Source organism: Limnobacter sp. SAORIC-580, assembly GCF_013004065.1.
Taxonomy (GTDB): Bacteria; Pseudomonadota; Gammaproteobacteria; order Burkholderiales; family Burkholderiaceae_B; genus Limnobacter; species Limnobacter profundi.
In genome coordinates this window covers 956,197-973,664 of sequence record NZ_CP053084.1, presented here as the reverse complement: position 1 = coordinate 973,664, position 17,468 = coordinate 956,197, and the positions used below count along the sequence as shown (strand labels likewise).

The following is a 17,468-nucleotide window of genomic DNA, read 5'->3' as shown; positions in this document are numbered from 1 at the left end:
CACACCTGCGAATAACTTGATTTCGAATCAATTTGTTTTGGGGTTTAACCCGTCTTGCAACTGGTTTCGATAAGCCTGAAATGCGGGCACCAGGCCCAACAGACTGCCAAATGCAGCAAAGGAAAGCACTGCAAGCAAACCCGCGCCAAGTTCCTTCAGCCCCACCAGTTGTAAACCAAATTGTGCCTGAACCCATGGGGCAAGTGCGGCACCGCCAAGCGCAAGTACCAATACGCCCAACGCAACCCCCACCCACATCACCAGGGCACTTTCAAGAAACAACAAACCAAACACCGTGCGGGGCCCGGCACCAGTTGAACGCAACACAGCCATTTCTCGCCTGCGTTGCCCCAAGGTTACCAACATTACACTGGTCAGGCCCAAAGCACTCACCACCGCCACCAATGCAGCCACAAACAACAACACCCGCTCAACCACACCCACGGTTTGCCACAAGGTACTTAAGGCCACGCCAGGCAAAATAGCGCTGAGCGCCGCATTGGGCCTGCTTTCAAGCTCACGCTGCATGCGAAAAACACCTGCCCGGTTGTTCAAGCCAAGCAGCACAGCGGTAACCGACTTGGGCTGCAAATTAAACTTGGTCACGTATTCAGCAGGAATTTCGGCACCGGGCACTGGCACGCCTGCCGCCCAATCCACGTGAATGGCTTCCATACCCGCCAGGCTAATATGCACGCTTTGATCCACCGGGGTGCCAGTGGGTTGCAACACACCCACCACAGTAAAAGGTTTGTCCGCATGGCTGGGCTCAGTCTGCTGAATTTGCATGCCATGGCTTAATGCAATTTTGTCGCCCACCTTGTGCTTTAAGCGCTTGGCCACTTCTGCGCCCAGCACGGCTTCAAACAAAACACCAGCAGGCTTGCCTACGCTGTAGTTTTCAAAGGCCCGGCCCTGTGCAAATTGCAGGTTTTGCCGTGCACCGTACAAAAACTGATCGAAATAAATGGCCTTGGTGCCTACCACCGCAAAGCCTTGGTAAGAATCACCCAGTGCAATCGGCAAAGCCGACTTCACACGGGGGTCTTGCTCCAGACGTTCGAACTCGGCGTAAGGCACATTGCGCGTGGCTTGGCCAATTCGAAACACGCTGTACAACAAAAGCGAAACCGGGCTTGTTTGCGCCCCGACAATCAAATCTGTGCCTGCCACTGCATTTGAAAAACTGGCCTTGGCGCTTTGGCGGGCCAAATCGATACCCAACAACAAACAAGTGGACGTGATCACACTGAGCAACAGCAACAAAAGGCTGCCCTTGCGGCTCCATGCACTTCGGCTGGCCAACAGAAAAAGCGTTTGGATCATGCTTGCCACTGCCCCATGTGCTGCCGTTTTGCGCAGTGCTGCGCCAAACCCGGATCGTGACTGACCAACAACACAGCAGTGTTTTGTTCAGCGGCCTGTGCAAGCAACAATTGAACAAACTGGGCTTGGTGGCCGGCATCCAGTGCGGAGGTGGGTTCGTCAGCAATAATCAAATCGGGCTGACCGATCAAGGCCCTGGCAGCTGCCACCCGCTGCTGTTGCCCAACTGACAGGGTGGACACGGATTGATTCAGGTATTTGCCCATTCCTAGCGCGTTCAGCAAACGTTCAGCCGATTGCTGCACAGTGCCCGCTTGCATCAAGGCATTTTGTTTGCGTCGCTTTGAGAACTTGCACGGCAAAGTGACGTTGTCCAACACACTCAAATAACTCAATAAGTTGAACTGCTGAAACAGAAAACCAATGTGATCTACCCGAAGTGAATCGCATTGGCTGGCCGACAGGGTGCTCAAATTTTGGCCCATCAAGCTGACATGGCCGCTTTGTGGCAACAACACCCCTGCAATTAAATTCAGCAGCGTGCTTTTGCCACTGCCACTGTCGCCTTCCAGAAAAACTGTGTCCCCGGCTTGCATGGAAAACTCGGGGATTCTTAGTTCAAACCCGCTGCTGGCGTATTTGAATACAAGGTTGTTGCAGCGAAGTACTGCCAAGGTCATTGCACCACCAATGTACTCTGCTTGGGAGTAAGGCTTGCACCAATCTGGCCTTTTGGAAACAAGGCCTGCACTTCAATTTTTTCGAAACCGGAAAACTGTCGAAACACGCGCACATCGATCACCTTCAGTTTGGCGGGTTGCTCACATTCGAATTCATAGGATGCGCGAAAATCGGAATGCCCATTGGCGTCATCGTGATGCTGATGATCATCGGCAGGGCCATGGGAGTGTGGATTCAGAATTTCCGAGTACAACTTGTGGCCGGTGCGTTTGCACTGCGCCTCAGGTGAAAAGGCAAACAGGCCATTGGCTTTCAGCAACGAAACCACGCGACGCGCCTTCACGCGTTCTGCATCTGTTCTGGGTTCGCGCTCAAAACCCAACACATTTTCAAGCGGTGAATACAAGCTGATAAACAGGCCGTTGCCATCCTGCACAATTTCAAGTTCGCCCTGGCCGTGCACGTGCGCGGCATCGTTGTGTCTGCTATCGGTCTTGGCCTGGTCGTGCGAATGCCCGTCATTGCCATGCGCAAAGGCAGAGGTGCCCAGCAGTGCTGCGATGGCGAGCATGGCAAGCCGAAGGCATCGGGGTTGAACTGCGAACTTTGTCATGAATGTCCCTTCGTTGTATTTCATTGTCTTGCCCAATAGACCAACCACCACGGCAAGAGGTTCCCGAATCAAAACAAGCACCTAAACAGGACCAAACTCCCGCCAAAAGCCCTTGTAAATTGCCTGCTCCGCATCGCCACGCTTTTCAAGCGGGCAAGCCAGGCGAATAATCATTTTGTGTGCAAGTTCATTGTAGGCCTGCCAAAACACCTCGGGTTTTGCGCTGGGCAAATCAACAAATTCCGAGACCTCTATGCGGTCGAAATACTGGTCGGCCTCTTCCACCCAACTGGCTGAAACCGTGTTGGCCACCTGCAAGGCAACTTGCTCGGCCCTGGCAGTGTCGGCCTTGAAAGGCAAAATGATTTCAATGGTGTACAAGCTGAATTTGCCCAGCATGGACAAATGTTTGATGGTTTGGGTGAGCACCATCGCATTGGGCACCGCAAGCCGTCGCCCGGTGTATTTGCCAGACATACCAATTTCAAACAGCTTGGTGCTGAGCAAATCAATGTCGATCACTCGGCCATTTTGTGTGCCTATTTCAATGTAGTCGCCAATTCGAAATGGCTTGGACAGAGAAATATTCACATAACCCAACAGGCTGAGCACCACTTCCTTGCCAGTAATAATCAAGGCGCCAGCAATGGCCACCACGCTGAGAAACGCACCGGTAATTTGCGAAGCCCACACCGAAATCAATAGGAAAAATACAGCCATGCGCACCAGGTTTTTCAGAAAAACCAGTTGCGAACGTGCCTTTTCAGGGTGATAGGGGTGAAGTTTGCGAAGCGACCAGGACAGCGCCCGGTTCACGAAAAAACCGCTGGCCATCAACCCGAAGGTGATGGCCAGTTTGAACAAGAACAAAGCGGTGGGGTCTTTGAGTAATTCCATCCCGCTATGGTAACAGGGGAAGGCCTCCAATCAAGGGCAAACCACCGCCTGAGGTGTTGCCCTCTTGGCAGGCATCGGCGTTCTCGTAGCTTGAATCAATCACCTGATCAATCCACTGGTTGATCAAGGCCACACCCTCGGTGTGCACCACACTGCGCGCCAAAGGCGGCATTTTCGCGGCCAGCTCAACAGCCTCTGGACCCATGCGGTACGGCACAATGGAGTCGCTCGACATGGCAGGGTGAATATCGTAAGTGCGTGTACCCCGCCCTTCCGAACCGCTGGCAGTTGGCTTTTTGCAAATGCCATAGGTGCTGTCCACGGCCCGGAATACATCCACATAAAAGCCGGTATTCGAGGCCTGCCCGTTCACGTTGTGGCAGTGCGCGCAGTTCACCTCAAGATAGGCTCGGGCACGGGCTTCAATATCGCCTTTTGAATTGGCGGGCATGCCCGAATCACCAGGGTTATTGAACTTTGGAATGTGGTTCACATTGGTGGCCACCTGCCGCTGATCCAGATTAAAACTGCTGGGGCAGCCGTTCATCAAGCCGGTTTCACACATGAACTTCAACTGGTTTTTGCCATTAACCGGGTGCTGGGCCTGCCCTGTGAGCATGGGCGACTCGTTCACATAGGCGCGGTTCAAATTGCGTGGTTTCGGACCAATGGGTGCCGAGCCCGGGTCTACATCGTTGTTGCTGTGGCAAATGGCACACTGGCTTGCATTGGGGAACATGTAGGCATTGGTGCTGCCGGTTTGTCGCCTGCCAGAGTCGACGTCCACATAATCCCAGCTTGCCGCGGCGCTGCCCCCAAACTGGGTCAGCACAGCCTTTCGTTTGCCATTGCCCGCATCTTGCCAAATGTACTCCAGCGCTTCCCAGTAGTTCTGGCCATCGGTGCGTTGGCGTTTGATCAGCAAACGTGTTTCATACGGCGTTTCTTTTGCACGTGGTTGATCCACGAACGAGAAAGTTTTTGCAATGATGGTGCCCACCGGAAATTCAATGGTGGAATTCACGCGGCTTTCCTCATCCTCCAGGAATCGGGCCTGCTTGCCCTCCGGAATGAACATCACCCTGTGCTTGATTGAATAATCACTGAACAGTTTGCTGTTCAACACATAAGGCATACCCTGCCCGTTCGGTTTGCTGGCCGGGTTTTGATCATCGGCAAACAGGTTGTACTGCGCCAGGTCAGGGCAGTTCACCTGTGCGGCCGCCTGGTTCACAACACCCGCTTTCAGGGGCACTTCACACAGTGCTTTCACTGCCTCGGCAGCAGGTTCGGGTGCAAACTGCCCACTGGGTACGAAAGGTTCGAATTCAAAGTCGGGCAGGCGCGGCAGGTCGGCACCAAAACGGGCCATGCAATCGTGTTTGCTTACATCGAATTCGCTAGGCAACAGCGGAATACCGGTGGCAATCGACTGAATGTATTCCAGCGACAAATTGGCTGTGGGGTCATTGGTGTTCAGGTTGATCACTGCATCCAGGCCACGAGTGCCGTGGAAATTGGAAAAAGCGAGGCTGTCTGATCCAAAATTGTTGTTGGGGTTAATACAGCTGAACCACCATGCCGGTACCTTTCGCTGCCCATTGGTCTCGAACTTGTACTTGTTGTAACGGCAGCTTGGGTTGGGGTTTTGGTTGCCCTGAATTGGCTTGCCATCGGCATCCACAGCCACATTGTTGCCATTGCGATCTTTGGGCAGGTCGCAGCTGCTGTTCAACGTGTCGGTGTAACCGTCCCACACAATGTGGGCACCACGGTAACCACCACCGCCCAGCGCATTTTTCAAACCCACCACCAGCGGAAAGGCACTGCTGATCTGCCCGCCTTGCGTGGCAATAATGCTGGCGAAATCGGGCTGCGGCAAATCATTGCCGTTGTTCTTGAAGGTGTTGTCGAAAATATTCACTGCTTCGGAATACACATCCATGCGGCGGTCACCGTTCTCACCCAGCAGATCGTAACTGGTCAAAATAATGCCGGCGGTGCCGTTGTTCTCGAATACGTTGTCGTAAATGTCGATTTTGTCGTAAGCCAGTGTGATCAAGCCCGAGCCACGAGGCACATTGGCCACAATCGAACCTGGCACAGCAAAGTTGTAGGTGTTGTTGTTGCGGGAAATGTTGTTGTACACCCTGGAGCGCGAACCATACTGGGTCAGGTTGTCCAGGTCGTACACCAGAAAACCACCGGAATTGCACTCCGCCAGGTTCTCGGAATATTCGCCGTCCTGAACGTTCTCAATCTCGAATCCAAACACGTTGAATGCGGCACGACTTTTGCGAATTTTTGCAATATTGGTCTGGCCCACGTAAATACCGGCATCCGATGCACCAATACTTTCTGTTTCCTCCACCAGAATGTTGCGGCTTTCAACCGGGTATATGCCGTAGCGCCCGGACGCCGTGCTCACCGTGTAATCGGGTGAAGTGTTGTCTGTTTCCAGTGGATTGGGGTTGGCCGGGTTGTGGCGCGCGGGGTCGGTACAGGCCACTTTGATTTCATCGCGAAAGTTGGCTGCTGTAATTGGGCGTTCTTCAGGCAGCTTGCGGCCGCTACTCCAAATGGCACGCACTTTCTTCAACGTACCGTGGTTCACGCCCTTCATTTTGAACGCGTCCCCAGGAGAGTCGCCAATCGTCAGGTTGCGCACGGTAATACCGCGCACATTCGAGGCCAGAAAACCTTCCTGCGAGGTGCTGTCGCGAAACGACAGGAAAGTTTCATCCATGCCGCAGCCTTCAATAATCACATCCTCGGTGGTTGTAATCTGAATGCCGGTTTTCAAATCAAAAAAGCCGCAGTCAAACCGAAGAATATCCTTGGGTTTGAGCTGCACCATGGCCTTGACCATTTCCTCGGTAGCATTGGGGCCGGGCTGAATCAGGAAAACCCGGCCATTGGACTCGGCTGGATTGATCACCGAACCACCGCCAGCGGTGCTTGTTGGGTCGTCGCTGCCGGAGGAAAGACAAGCAGAAAGTACCAGGGTTGAAAGGGAAATGAGTACTGCTTGCAGTGCATGTTTGGAGTGAGCCACGTCCAACCTCGATCTTGTTATATGCATATGAGAAAAAACTGCTTGCCTGTACCTATTACCACGCTAGAATCAAAGTGGATTGCGCTTTGTGTCGGCTAATTGACACTGCATGCGTGATGATTCATATTCGAATTGAAATGCCCGCGAACGCATTCACTCATATAAGAAACGGAGAGACATCAATGATTGATTTAAAACAACGCGCCGCACGCCTGCTGACAAGCATGGCACTGACTGGCAGCAGCCTGCTGTTGGGCTCTGGCGCAATCGCCAGCGAACTAACACCCGAGAAAAAACTGCAAGCCGCCAGCCTGGCCGCGACATGTGCGAACTGCCATGGCACCAACGGCCAAGGTGTTGAAGGAAGCGCCGTGACCGGTCTTGCCAACCTGAGTGTTGAATACATTAAAACCAACATGATCTGGTTTAAAACCGGGCAGCGCCCCGCCACCGTGATGCATCAACTTGCCAAAGGTTACACCGACGAGCAAATCGACATCATCGCCAACTACCTCGGCAAAAAAGACTAAGGAGCGCACCATGCAAAGACGACAATTTTTACAAACCAGCGCATTGGCCACGGCCTTGTTGGGCGGCATGCCCCTGTCAGCCACAGCAAAAAGCGCCAAAGGCAAAGTGGTGGTGATTGGCGGCGGTTACGGTGGTGCCACGGCGGCCAAATACCTTCGCATGCTTTCCGGCAACCAGCTCGATGTCACCTTGGTTGAACCCAATTCAACTTTCGTTTCCTGCCCCATGAGTAATCTGGTGGTGGGTGGCATTCGGAAGATCAACGAAATCAGCACCCCCTACACTGGCCTTACCCGCAACCACGGCGTGAAAATGGTGAAGGATTATGTCACCGCCATTGACGTTGAAAAACGCACTGTAAAACTGAAAAACGGCAAAACCCTGCCCTACGACAAACTGGTGTTGTCACCGGGCATTGATTTGCAACTGGACAAAATTGAAGGCCTTGCAGCAGCCAACGCCAGTGGCCAAATTTTGCAGGCCTGGAAAGCTGGTCCAGAAACTGTGGGTTTGCGCAAACAACTCGAAGCCATGCCCGATGGCGGCACTTACATTTTGAATGTGCCGCTGGCCCCCTACCGCTGCCCACCCGGGCCATACGAGCGCGCCAGCATGGTGGCCAACTACTTCAAACAGTACAAGCCAAAATCCAAAGTGCTGTTGCTGGATGCGAATGCCGACGTAACCTCGAAAGGCAAGTTGTTCAAGGGCGTGTGGGAAAGCGAGTACAAAGGTATTCTTGAATATCGCCCCAACATGAAGGTCACCGGCGTGGATGGCGCAACAAAAACAGTGCGTTTCGAATTTGAAGAACCTATCAAAGGCGATGTACTAAACATTTTGCCCGACCAACGCGCTGGCAAACTGGCAGTCGATTCCGGCATTGCCAACCTGAACAACCGTTGGGCCGAGGTCAACTACATGACATTCGAATCCACTGTTGCGCCCAATGTGCATGTGATCGGCGACTCGGTACAAGGCGCGCCCCTGATGCCCAAAAGTGGCCACATGGCCAACAGCCAGGCGAAAGTGGTTGCGGCAGCCATTGTGGCGCAAATGAGTGGCTGGGAACCCAATGCCACCCCCTTGACCAACAACACCTGCTACAGCTACGTGACCACCAGCAACGTGATTCATGTGGCCAGCGTGCATGTGTACAACGCCGAGAAGAAAACCTTCCTGACTGTTGAGGGTTCGGGCGGTGTGTCCGCAGCCCCCAATGAACTGGAAGGTACTTATGCCTGGAATTGGGCCCAGAATATTTGGGCAGACACACTGGTTTAAAAGTAACAGCGCAATAAACTAGCGCTGCTGAAAACTGGCCCGCATCTGGTTGATTTTGGTATCCAGACTGCGGGCTTTCTGTTCCAGTTCCCCGGTTTCCCGAAACAAATCTGCCGCAGTGCGCTGAAGCGCCGAAACAGTTTTTTCCGCCTTGCTTCGCTCACTCGACGACAAAGCCTTGTTGTCTGCCCTGCTCCGGTTCTGTGTAATTTGCTCCGTCAGGGCCTTGGATTGCTCGCGCTTGTCCTGTAGCTGGCGCTCTACCTCATTGCGCTCCCGCTGCACGTTGTAAACAGCCTGGCCCTCCTTGTAACCCACACGAACCCTTGGATAAGTTTTCTCATTGCACTGGTCCGGGTAAGCCGCCCCCTTGGAACCAAGATCAAAACCCGTGTTCACCGTGCAATAGTTCTTTAAGCCCTGCTCGAAACCCTTGTTGTACTCCTCCAGGTTCACCGTTACCTTGGCCTCGGCACAGGCCGCACGGTGTTCTGCCACCCGGGCCTGGGTATAACCTTGCGATGCATCGGTAAAACCAATCTCGCGCCAATTGGCCACCAGGCATTCTTCCTTGCTCAGGGTGGCACACCCGCTGACGCCAAGAAGTATCAGCACCGCCGACAACAATCTCCCACTCATTGCTCACCTCATCTTGTTTTTTTTCATGATAAATCTATACCACGCCCAACAAACAGCCGTCTGTAGTCTGAGTGGACTAAGTTGATACAAGGGACAGGGCGGTATGTTTATTGCATTCAACATTTCTGCAACAAGTGCTCAATAGCGATACTTTTCTGCCGTTAATTCAATTGTAGTGAATGCGCATACAAGCGTAATTTAAACAAAACGAGCCAGCACACCTTAAAGCAATTCAAAAGGGGACATTAAATGGCCGCTCAAACACCTGTATCCAGCCATCCCAAATTGGGCGTGGCCGATGTTGCCAAACTTGCCGCCCGTGAAGGTTATTTGTTTGGTTTGAGTTTTCTATTCCGCCAGCGCGTGGCGCAATTCGTGCCGGAATTCAGCCCAAACTTCCACAATCGTCAACTGCCCATCGTGTTCATGGTGCCGGGCTATATGGAAAAACCAGGCTGTTTTGCCACCCTGTATGAGGAACTGCTTTGGAGCGGCGTGCGTGTGGCCTTGTATCAGCCGCGCTACGTGCTGGCCTCGGTACACGAGATGGCTCGAGATTTTGGGCACTACATGGACACAGTTCTGGAACAAGCCGAATGCGAAGGGGCCAACACCTACCTGCTGGGGCATTCCATGGGTGGGCTGATCGTGCGCAAAGCCATGAGCACCCGTTGGCACAGCCACACCCAGGTGCAACACCTGTTCACACTGGCTTCGCCCAACAATGGCACGCGCATGGCTCACTTGGGCGTGGGCGACTGCGCTGTTGACATGCTGCCCAACAGCGACTTCTTGAACGAATTGAATGTGGAAGACGACGCTCACCGGCAAAAAATGAGCAGCGTAATCGCGATTCCGGATGCACTGATTTTGCATCACCGATTTGCCCATTTGGAAGGTGCGGCCAATCACGTGATTGACCGCACGGGCCACATGGCTTTGCTGGATGAACCAAGACTGATTGAACTGTTGAAACGAAAAATGCAGGGGCAAAACCCGCATCAATTGTTGGGTGCCTGATTCGCCAGGGCGATCAGCTGCGCTTGCTGACCGATTTGAAATACAACTCGGACTGCATTTCACGCACATGCACACTGATTTGGGTTTGTGGGCCGTCTGTTTGAAGGCATGTTCTTTCAAGTACCTTGAGCAACACCTGCCCCAAGTGTTCCTGCACGGTGAATTCTCGACCACTGAGTAACTCGACCGTGGCTGCAACAAAAGCATGGTCACCGCTTTCAGCCGCAGCCACACCCATGCGGTAAGAACGCAAACCGTGAATTCGGGTCTTGATGTCGGCATCCATGAAAATACCGAGCCCCATCAAGGCTTTATTCACTTGGAGCAGCACCCAGGACTCATCCAGACTGTGCAAGTTGTCACTGTATTCAATCGTAATGTGGGGCATGTAGAAAGCCTGTGTATGTGACAAAACCGTGAAAGTTCATGGTTTTGTCTAGTATAAATTACCTACAAAACTGCTTGTCGTTCCAAAACCTTAACGCGACAATGTTCACATTGAGCGCTGTAACAGTGTTCAACCTCATGTCTCCTCTTCTCCGCAAGCGAGAAAGGTTAAGCCGGCTTCTCAGGAAGTCGGCTTTTTTTTATCCTGCGTTTGTACTTTGGGCAATGTGAAACTCAATCAAACCAGCCAACACCTCAGGCTGGTCGTGATGAACCATGTGCCCGGCGTTGTCGACAAGCACGTGCTTCCAATTGGGTACGCAGTTAAAACGGGTACGAAACGCATCAAAATCAACAGGTTCACCGGCGCGGCTTAGCCACATGCCTGCCTCGGTCTGTTTGGCTTCCACATGCAACACCGGAGCCGCAATATTGCTCCAACAGGCTTGCGCCTCGGCCAACCTGTAACCAATCGGGTTCATGATTTTGTGCGCAGCATCGCCCAACAAGCTGTAGCCTTCGTTGTCCAACTTGCTCCAGAACTGCGCCAGGTACATGGCCTTTTCGTCGCTTAGCCTGTGGTTGGTTTTCTGCAAACGCTTGGCCACAGCTTCCAGGCTGTTGTAAGTGCGCAGTTCTTTGGGTGTTTTAATTTCATCGAGCCAATTGGAATAGCGCTTGGGTGCTTTCTCAGGCGGCGAATCGAGCATGCCAAAACCTTCCAGATTCACCACACTGCGAATGCGGTGTGGCCGCACACCGGCGTACATCATGGCGATGTTGCCACCCATGCTGTGGCCCACCAGGTTCGCGGGCTGCGTGGGCGAGAAGTGATCCAGCAAGGCATCCAGGTCGGCCAGGTAATCTGGAAACCAATAAGAGCGAATGCCGGGCGAACCATCGGCCACAGGCCAGTCGCTCAAACCAAAGCCCCGCCAGTCGGGGGCCACCACCCGATAATCCTGTTTCAGGGCATCCACCACAAACTGATAACTGGCGCCTACATCCATCCAGCCATGCACCATGACCAGCAAGGGCGCATCTTCAGGGCCCCAGCAATGCAAATGGGTGCGCAAACCGCGCAAGTCGACGAAACTGGATTCATGCTGTTTCAAAGGCTGGTAAATATTCACTGCTGGCTCACTTTGTTGTTTGTCAAAGTGTATGCGATCTACCCCAGTGCTGAATTTGACTCAGCCCTCTAAACGGGAAAGAAAAACTGTCGAATTCAATATTTCAACTTATCATTCATCAAAACTTAACAAAACCGGAGACCTGCATGCCCAAACTGGATGCCGCATTGATCGACGCATTGGGGGAACCCATGCCAGAACTGGAACAGCTCAGCGCTGCCAACCAAAAGAAGCTGGCCGCGGACCTGGCTGCCGCCCACCAAGCCCACGATGCTTTCTTAAAACAAAGCATGGACAACGCGCTGGAACACATTCCCCGCTTGTTGCGCGGCACCGTCAAAAAAATTCTGGGACTGTAAACCATGGACAGAAACACTGAACTGCGCCGCCTGGCGCAAGCACTGCACAAGTCTGCCGACGACCTGGCGTATCTGGACAAGCTCGACGCAGTGGCTTTGCAAAAACTACGCACCAATTTTCAAAACAGCCTGCTTAACAAATTCGGCCCCGTGTTTGAACGCATTGCCGGTGCGGGCAAACTGGCACCCGACTCCATCAGTGCAACGCTGTGCACCAAGGTATTTGGCCCGGCCATTACGGCCAATATGTCGTACTTCACCCCCATGAGCAAAGCAGTCAGCTTGTGCAAACTGTTTGATGCCGACTTCATGGCCGAAGTGGCCCGCGAGCAAATTCCCGAACGTGCCGTCGACATGCTGGCAGAATTGCCCGTGGAGCAATTGAAGAAAGTAACCGCCAAACTGGTTGAACATGGCGACTTTCACGTACTGGGCGGGTTTACAGACTATATTCCCGAGAAAAAAGCCATCGAGATCATGGAAGTGATCAAAGACCCGGCTGCCAATCTGCACATTTCGTTTTATGCGCAACGCAAAGACCGCATTGCCAAGCTGGCGAACATGCTGAATGACCAGAAGCTGCTTGAACTGATTGCTGCAGCATTTGCAGACGAAAACCTGATGGTTGAGGTGGGCTTGATTACCGCCGAGATGGACGACAAGGCGCAGGTGCGCATGGCCAAACTGACTGACAAGGTGAACAAAACGTATCGGGGAATAGCCAAAGCCAAGGCAGAAGGCTTGGGATACGCAGACCGAATGAAGGCCTACTTCGCGGCGTGAAACCCAAAACCTATAACAATTGTAAACGAGGTGATTAAACCGCTGTAATCAGTTGATCACTGACTGCATGGCAAGACTACTCTGGGCCCAAACCTATTAGTCTTGCCCACCATGCCCTTTTCGAAAAATTTTGCCAGCCACAGCAACAAGCAATCCTCCTTGGGCTTGCTTCCTTGGCTGATTGGCGTGGCTCTCTGCGCTTGCGTACTCAGCCTGGTCCTGTTTAATTCCATTCAGGAACAAAGTGAGGCCCAACGCGTCAAGGCGGAGGTGCGCTACTCGCTGGACCACCACGCCAACAAGCTCGACAAGATTGTGGGCAAAGCCAGCGCCAATCTGCATTCAATCGAAGTGTTTGTGCGGCAAACCCCAGAGTTAAATCAAGCCAGTTTCGAGCAGTTTTCCTCGCTGTTGTCAGTCGAAAACCCGGCCATTCGCAGTCTGCAATACGCACCGAAAGGAATTCTTACATTCCTGACCAACCCTGCTTTGAACCAAAGTGCAATTGGCCTGAATCTTTACAAAGCCCCACTGACCGCGCCGTATCTTGAAGAGGCCGCATTAACAGGCAAAACCATCATGGAAGGACCGCGCGAACTGGTTCAAGGTGGTCATGCACTGATTCTTCGATACCCTGTTTACCGCCAACGCAACCCCGACAGCAATCGCGACTTGATGGGTTTTGCCGCAGTATTAATCGATTTTGAATACGTCAAACAAAAGGTAATTGAGCCACTGGAACAACAGGGGCTGATTGTACGTATTCAACAAAAAAGCCCCATGCATGCCAACTGGGTACCCATCCACGGCAACCCCGATTCCCAATTAATCGACCCTATCTCATCGACAGTTTTTTTTCCGTATGGCGAATGGTCCATTGAGGTGGCGCCAAAACAAGGGTGGAGCCCCACGGTTGGCATTCACCCGTTTCTTGTTCTGCTTGCAGTGATCACCATGGCCATTGTGGTCTGGATGTCCTTGCACGAATACCGCTCGCGCAAAGCCATGCAGGCTGCCTATGAATCGGCAAAAACGGCCAATGAATTAAAAGACAGACTGATTGCCAATGTGTCGCATGAAATACGGACTCCGCTGACCTCGATCAACAGCATTGCAATGATGCTGGATGCGCCAACGTACTCCACCGAAGTGCAAGACTTGGGCAAGGCCATTAAACAATCCAGTGAAGCAGTCAATGTGATTGTGAATGACCTTCTGGATCTGTCCAAAATTCGGCAGGGATACTTTCGACTCAACGACAGCAATTTTAAGCTGGGCACCCTGATCGACAACACGGCAAACATGCTGCAACAGCAATGGCTTCAGAAACCAGGTGTAGAGCCGATTCTTCTCGAACCACCGTCCAGCCGAACCAGTTACCTGGGTGACAGAGGCCGAATTGAACAGGTGGTGCAGAACCTGATTTCCAATGCATTCAAGTTCACGATGTTTGGCAGTGTCACGGTACGATTCCAGGTTGTGACAGAAAGCCGGGAACGGGACCAACTTGTTGTCGAAGTATCCGACACAGGTGTGGGCATTCCTCAAAGCGACATTGAACGGATATTTGATGCGTTTTACCAAGTTGATTCATCACTTCAAAAGCGCTACAACGGCGCCGGGCTAGGCCTTGCAATCTGCCGACAAATTATCGAGGTGATGGGAGGAACCATACAGGTTCGCAGCAAACCCAATCTTGGCACCCAATTTGAGTTTCGCTTGCCACTTGCACACGGAGAGCTGAAGCAAGACCAAACAGATTCTGAGAACCATGCAGCCAACCGGATGTTGCTTCACGTGGGGGACATGGCTTTGGACCCGCAACTTGCGACAACACTTGAACCAGACTGGCAAGTCCGTTTTCTCCACCGCGACATCACCAGCGAAAAAGTTTTGCCCATACACGACAATGCCCGCGTATTGCTGGACATCCCCGAGCCGCTGGGTGCAGACAAAATGAACTGGCTAAGCCGGTTTCTGGACAGACAACAACATTTGGCCCAACACATCGTGTGGCTTGGCAAAGATTTGCCAGCGATCGCCCAGAAACACAATATTCGCCAGTTGATGAAACCGTTGACACGAAAACGTTTGAGCCGTGTCTATGAAAATGAGAGGGAAGAACAAACGTCTTTTCATGAGCAAACAGGTGCGACACCGCTGCGCCTGCTGTTGGCCGAGGACAACGCCTTGAATGCCAAGGTTTTCAAGAAACTGCTGGAAAATCGGGGTGTTGCGGTGACCTGCGTTTACAACGGGGCTGACGCCCTGGCTTTGCTCACCAGCGGAAACGCACATTTTGATGCTGTGCTGATGGATCTGCAAATGCCGGTCATGGACGGCCTGGAAGCAACACGACTGATCCGCCGGCATGAGGAACTGCAAGGGTTGCTGGTCTACGCGGTTTCAGGCCATGTCAGCAGCAGTATGAGAAACGAATGCCTCAACATTGGTTTCACCAATTTCATCACCAAGCCATTTGATCCGGACATGTTGATCGACGACATTCACGCCCGATTGAAAGAATCAGGCCGATCACATTGAGATACAAAACATGAAACAATTTTCCGGGAACTGGGTTTACGCGGTTGTGGTGTGTGTGCTCGGCGCAGGCCTTAGCACTGCAATCGGCATTACCCTGCAAAACAATGCCCTTGAAAACCAGCGTATTGCTTTTGAACACTTGCTGGACAGGCGAACGGACGAACTTCAGCGAACTGTGAATGAATACAAGCTGAGCCTTTTGAACACCGCCACATTCATTACCGCCTTTGGCCAGGAAGAATTGACGCCATCGCGATTCAGCGACTACGTCACTGGCCTGAAACTAAAGCAAAACTTTCCGGGTGCACTTGGTCTGGGATTTGCCCGGAAAGTACCCCTTAAAGAGGAGCCCGCATTTCTTCGGGAAATGCAGGCGAAAGGACTGCAAGATTTTCAGATCCGGTTTATCAGCCCTTCTTCGCAAGACCGTTTCGTGATGCAGTACATTGAACCAGCCAAGGAAAACTACTCAGCACAGGGTCTCGATTTGGGCTCCGAAAACATTCGTCGAGAAAACTGCCTCAGTGCCTTTTCAAGAGCCGGACTGGCCGTATCAAAGCCCATCACCATGATTCAGAACGCCGATGTTGGGCGTATGGGGTTCACGATGCTAATGCCAGTGTTCAACAAGCCCATACCATCGAGTGATCTTGGTGTGCGCTACAAAGAATTGCAGGGTTGGGTGTCTTTTCCAATTTCAATCGACCGCTTCCTGAAACCCTGGATGGCACAGGAGCCCGATTTACAAGTGCGAATTTTCGTACTCGAAGAAGCCGACAAGCCGATGCTTTTTTTCGACAATGTTGAACCAAAAAATGTCTCCCTGTTTCCACACACGGCAGCAACGCGAGATGTACAACTGGGTAACCGCAGCTGGCGGCTGGAGTACTGGCCTGTAAATCCGGCAAAAAGCAGCGGACACAATCCAGTTTACCTAGCCTGGATTTTGCTCGGTATTTCACTCAGTGTTTTTGCTGCATTCAAACTGAAAAAGGCCATGGATACTCACGACACCCTGACCTTGCATCAACACATGGTAAACAACTCATCCGAAGCCCTGATTGCCGAGGACTCTCTTGGAAGAATTCTGGTGTGGAACCGGGCTGCAGAGGAGTTATTCGGACTGGACCGGGCCAGTGTTCTGTACGATCAAGAACAAAACCTGACAGTGCCGGAAGAACTGCGCTCCTCCGAAAAACGACTCCACCAACGCGCAGCGCTGGGGGAGACACTGAAAAACATTCAAACCCTGCGAACGAATGATTCTGCGCAGCGAATTCACCTGCGCATGAATTTGTCCCCGATCTACAGCCGGGATAAAAAGTTGATTGGTTTCAGCAAGTCATTCCGCGATGAGACTGAAGCGCGCATGCTCTGGAAAGACATGCACTCACTGGAAGAGCTGATCGCACACGCACCCGATGGCGTAATTACACTGGATGAATCACGCCGGATAAAACTGGCCAACCCGGCAGCCCTGTTGTTGTTGCAGGGAATGAATGTGAAATCAACCCTGACTGGACAGAAAATTACCGATTTGCTGGCGCCCAACGTGTTGGTTGAGTTTGAACAAGAAGTACTGCACCCCCTTTACAAGAACAGAAAGGTTGAGGTGTTGTTCAACTGGCCGGTTCCCGGGCACATTGAACAAACACCGCTGCTTTTCAGGGGATTTGTTTTGAACTACCCAGACCTTGGCGAATCGGTTTGGGCATTACGTTTCGAAAAAAGCAATAAACCGTACACACAAGTTAATTAATTTATACAATTTAAATCAATAACTTATGAATATAGAAACACAACTCTAACTTTAGTTATTGATTTTAAGTGCACAACTGTACACAATACTAACCATGCAAACACAACACAGTTTGCAGGGTTAAAGCGAAAGCCCTGATTTCGCATCCAAAGTAAAAGGGATACCAAAATGAAAAACTTTATCGACTCCGTAGTTCGCACTCCTGGCATGTTGTTCATGGCAATGTTGACCACCGGCTTCACGATCAACGCTGGTGTTCAGTACCTCAACGGCACCAACCTTGAAGGCCCGAATTTGCTGGCCGCTGGTTGCCTGCTTGTAGGTCAGCTTGCCTTGGCAGTGGTTCACCAAATGCGCCGCTTCGGTCAGGACAACAAACTGACTTTGCAATAATGAGTTTGGTGATGACGCGGCAAGGGTTTTTGCTTTAAAGCACAGCAAGCAACCCTGCCGCCCT

At 52.1% G+C, this 17,468-nt stretch carries 16 protein-coding genes; 8 read left to right on the top strand and 8 right to left on the bottom strand.

Going from position 1 to position 17,468, the window contains the following annotated elements; translation table 11 throughout:
• Nucleotides 1-27: 27 nt before the first annotated feature.
• From HKT17_RS04585 to HKT17_RS04565, 5 genes are all read right to left on the bottom strand, one after another.
• Nucleotides 28-1,326: an ABC transporter permease gene (locus tag HKT17_RS04585; RefSeq protein WP_171098192.1), complete on the bottom strand. Its 1,299-nt coding sequence runs from the start codon at nt 1,324-1,326 to the stop codon at nt 28-30.
• On the bottom strand, nt 1,323-2,006 hold the full coding sequence (locus HKT17_RS04580) for an ABC transporter ATP-binding protein (RefSeq protein WP_171098190.1): 684 nt from the start codon (nt 2,004-2,006) through the stop codon (nt 1,323-1,325). The genes HKT17_RS04585 and HKT17_RS04580 overlap by 4 nt, the downstream gene beginning before the upstream one ends.
• Nucleotides 2,003-2,620 (bottom strand): DUF2796 domain-containing protein, encoded by a 618-nt coding sequence (locus HKT17_RS04575; RefSeq protein ID WP_171098187.1) that lies wholly within the window; start codon nt 2,618-2,620, stop codon nt 2,003-2,005. Before HKT17_RS04575 ends, HKT17_RS04580 begins: the two co-directional genes overlap by 4 nt.
• 81 nt (nt 2,621-2,701) lie before the next feature.
• The gene (locus tag HKT17_RS04570; RefSeq protein ID WP_171098185.1) at nt 2,702-3,517 is read right to left on the bottom strand and encodes a mechanosensitive ion channel family protein; all 816 of its coding nucleotides are present in this window, start codon (nt 3,515-3,517) and stop codon (nt 2,702-2,704) included.
• 4 nt (nt 3,518-3,521) lie between these two features.
• On the bottom strand, nt 3,522-6,572 hold the full coding sequence (locus HKT17_RS04565) for a parallel beta-helix domain-containing protein (protein ID WP_205882503.1): 3,051 nt from the start codon (nt 6,570-6,572) through the stop codon (nt 3,522-3,524).
• 182 nt (nt 6,573-6,754) lie between these two features.
• Here HKT17_RS04565 and HKT17_RS04560 point away from each other — a divergent pair, with 182 nt between their 5' ends.
• Together HKT17_RS04560 and HKT17_RS04555 are read left to right on the top strand one after the other, a co-directional pair.
• On the top strand, nt 6,755-7,102 hold the full coding sequence (locus HKT17_RS04560; protein WP_240965902.1) for a c-type cytochrome: 348 nt from the start codon (nt 6,755-6,757) through the stop codon (nt 7,100-7,102).
• Nucleotides 7,103-7,112: 10 nt separating this feature from the next.
• Nucleotides 7,113-8,387: an NAD(P)/FAD-dependent oxidoreductase gene (locus HKT17_RS04555; RefSeq protein ID WP_168426921.1), complete on the top strand. Its 1,275-nt coding sequence runs from the start codon at nt 7,113-7,115 to the stop codon at nt 8,385-8,387.
• Between the two features lie 18 nt (nt 8,388-8,405).
• Here the strand turns inward: HKT17_RS04555 and HKT17_RS04550 are convergent, their stop codons facing one another.
• Nucleotides 8,406-9,026 carry a DUF2799 domain-containing protein gene (locus HKT17_RS04550; protein ID WP_171098181.1) on the bottom strand — a complete coding sequence of 207 codons (621 nt, stop codon included), beginning with the start codon at nt 9,024-9,026 and terminating at the stop codon, nt 8,406-8,408.
• A gap of 249 nt (nt 9,027-9,275) precedes the next feature.
• On the opposite strand from HKT17_RS04550, the gene HKT17_RS04545 reads away from it, so the two are divergent.
• Complete coding sequence (locus tag HKT17_RS04545) at nt 9,276-10,046, top strand: esterase/lipase family protein (RefSeq protein ID WP_171098179.1); 771 nt, start codon at nt 9,276-9,278, stop codon at nt 10,044-10,046.
• Nucleotides 10,047-10,059: 13 nt separating this feature from the next.
• Here HKT17_RS04545 and HKT17_RS04540 read toward each other — a convergent pair whose 3' ends face one another.
• Both HKT17_RS04540 and HKT17_RS04535 read right to left on the bottom strand, forming a co-directional pair.
• Nucleotides 10,060-10,434: a 5-carboxymethyl-2-hydroxymuconate Delta-isomerase gene (locus HKT17_RS04540; protein WP_105028548.1), complete on the bottom strand. Its 375-nt coding sequence runs from the start codon at nt 10,432-10,434 to the stop codon at nt 10,060-10,062.
• A gap of 199 nt (nt 10,435-10,633) precedes the next feature.
• A complete protein-coding gene (locus tag HKT17_RS04535; protein WP_371815436.1) occupies nt 10,634-11,548 on the bottom strand; it encodes an alpha/beta fold hydrolase in 915 nt (304 codons plus the stop codon).
• Between the two features lie 164 nt (nt 11,549-11,712).
• Between HKT17_RS04535 and HKT17_RS04530 the strand changes: the two genes are divergently transcribed.
• From HKT17_RS04530 to HKT17_RS04510, 5 genes are all read left to right on the top strand, one after another.
• Nucleotides 11,713-11,925: a hypothetical protein gene (locus HKT17_RS04530; protein WP_008253293.1), complete on the top strand. Its 213-nt coding sequence runs from the start codon at nt 11,713-11,715 to the stop codon at nt 11,923-11,925.
• Between the two features lie 3 nt (nt 11,926-11,928).
• Nucleotides 11,929-12,708: a hypothetical protein gene (locus tag HKT17_RS04525; RefSeq protein WP_171098175.1), complete on the top strand. Its 780-nt coding sequence runs from the start codon at nt 11,929-11,931 to the stop codon at nt 12,706-12,708.
• Nucleotides 12,709-12,819: 111 nt separating this feature from the next.
• A complete protein-coding gene (locus HKT17_RS04520; protein WP_171098173.1) occupies nt 12,820-15,252 on the top strand; it encodes an ATP-binding protein in 2,433 nt (810 codons plus the stop codon).
• A 10-nt stretch (nt 15,253-15,262) separates the two neighbouring features.
• Nucleotides 15,263-17,011, top strand: coding sequence for a CHASE domain-containing protein (locus HKT17_RS04515; RefSeq protein ID WP_171098171.1), 1,749 nt, complete (start codon nt 15,263-15,265; stop codon nt 17,009-17,011).
• Between the two features lie 168 nt (nt 17,012-17,179).
• Nucleotides 17,180-17,404: a hypothetical protein gene (locus tag HKT17_RS04510; protein WP_171098169.1), complete on the top strand. Its 225-nt coding sequence runs from the start codon at nt 17,180-17,182 to the stop codon at nt 17,402-17,404.
• The last annotated feature ends 64 nt before the right edge of the window (nt 17,405-17,468 follow it).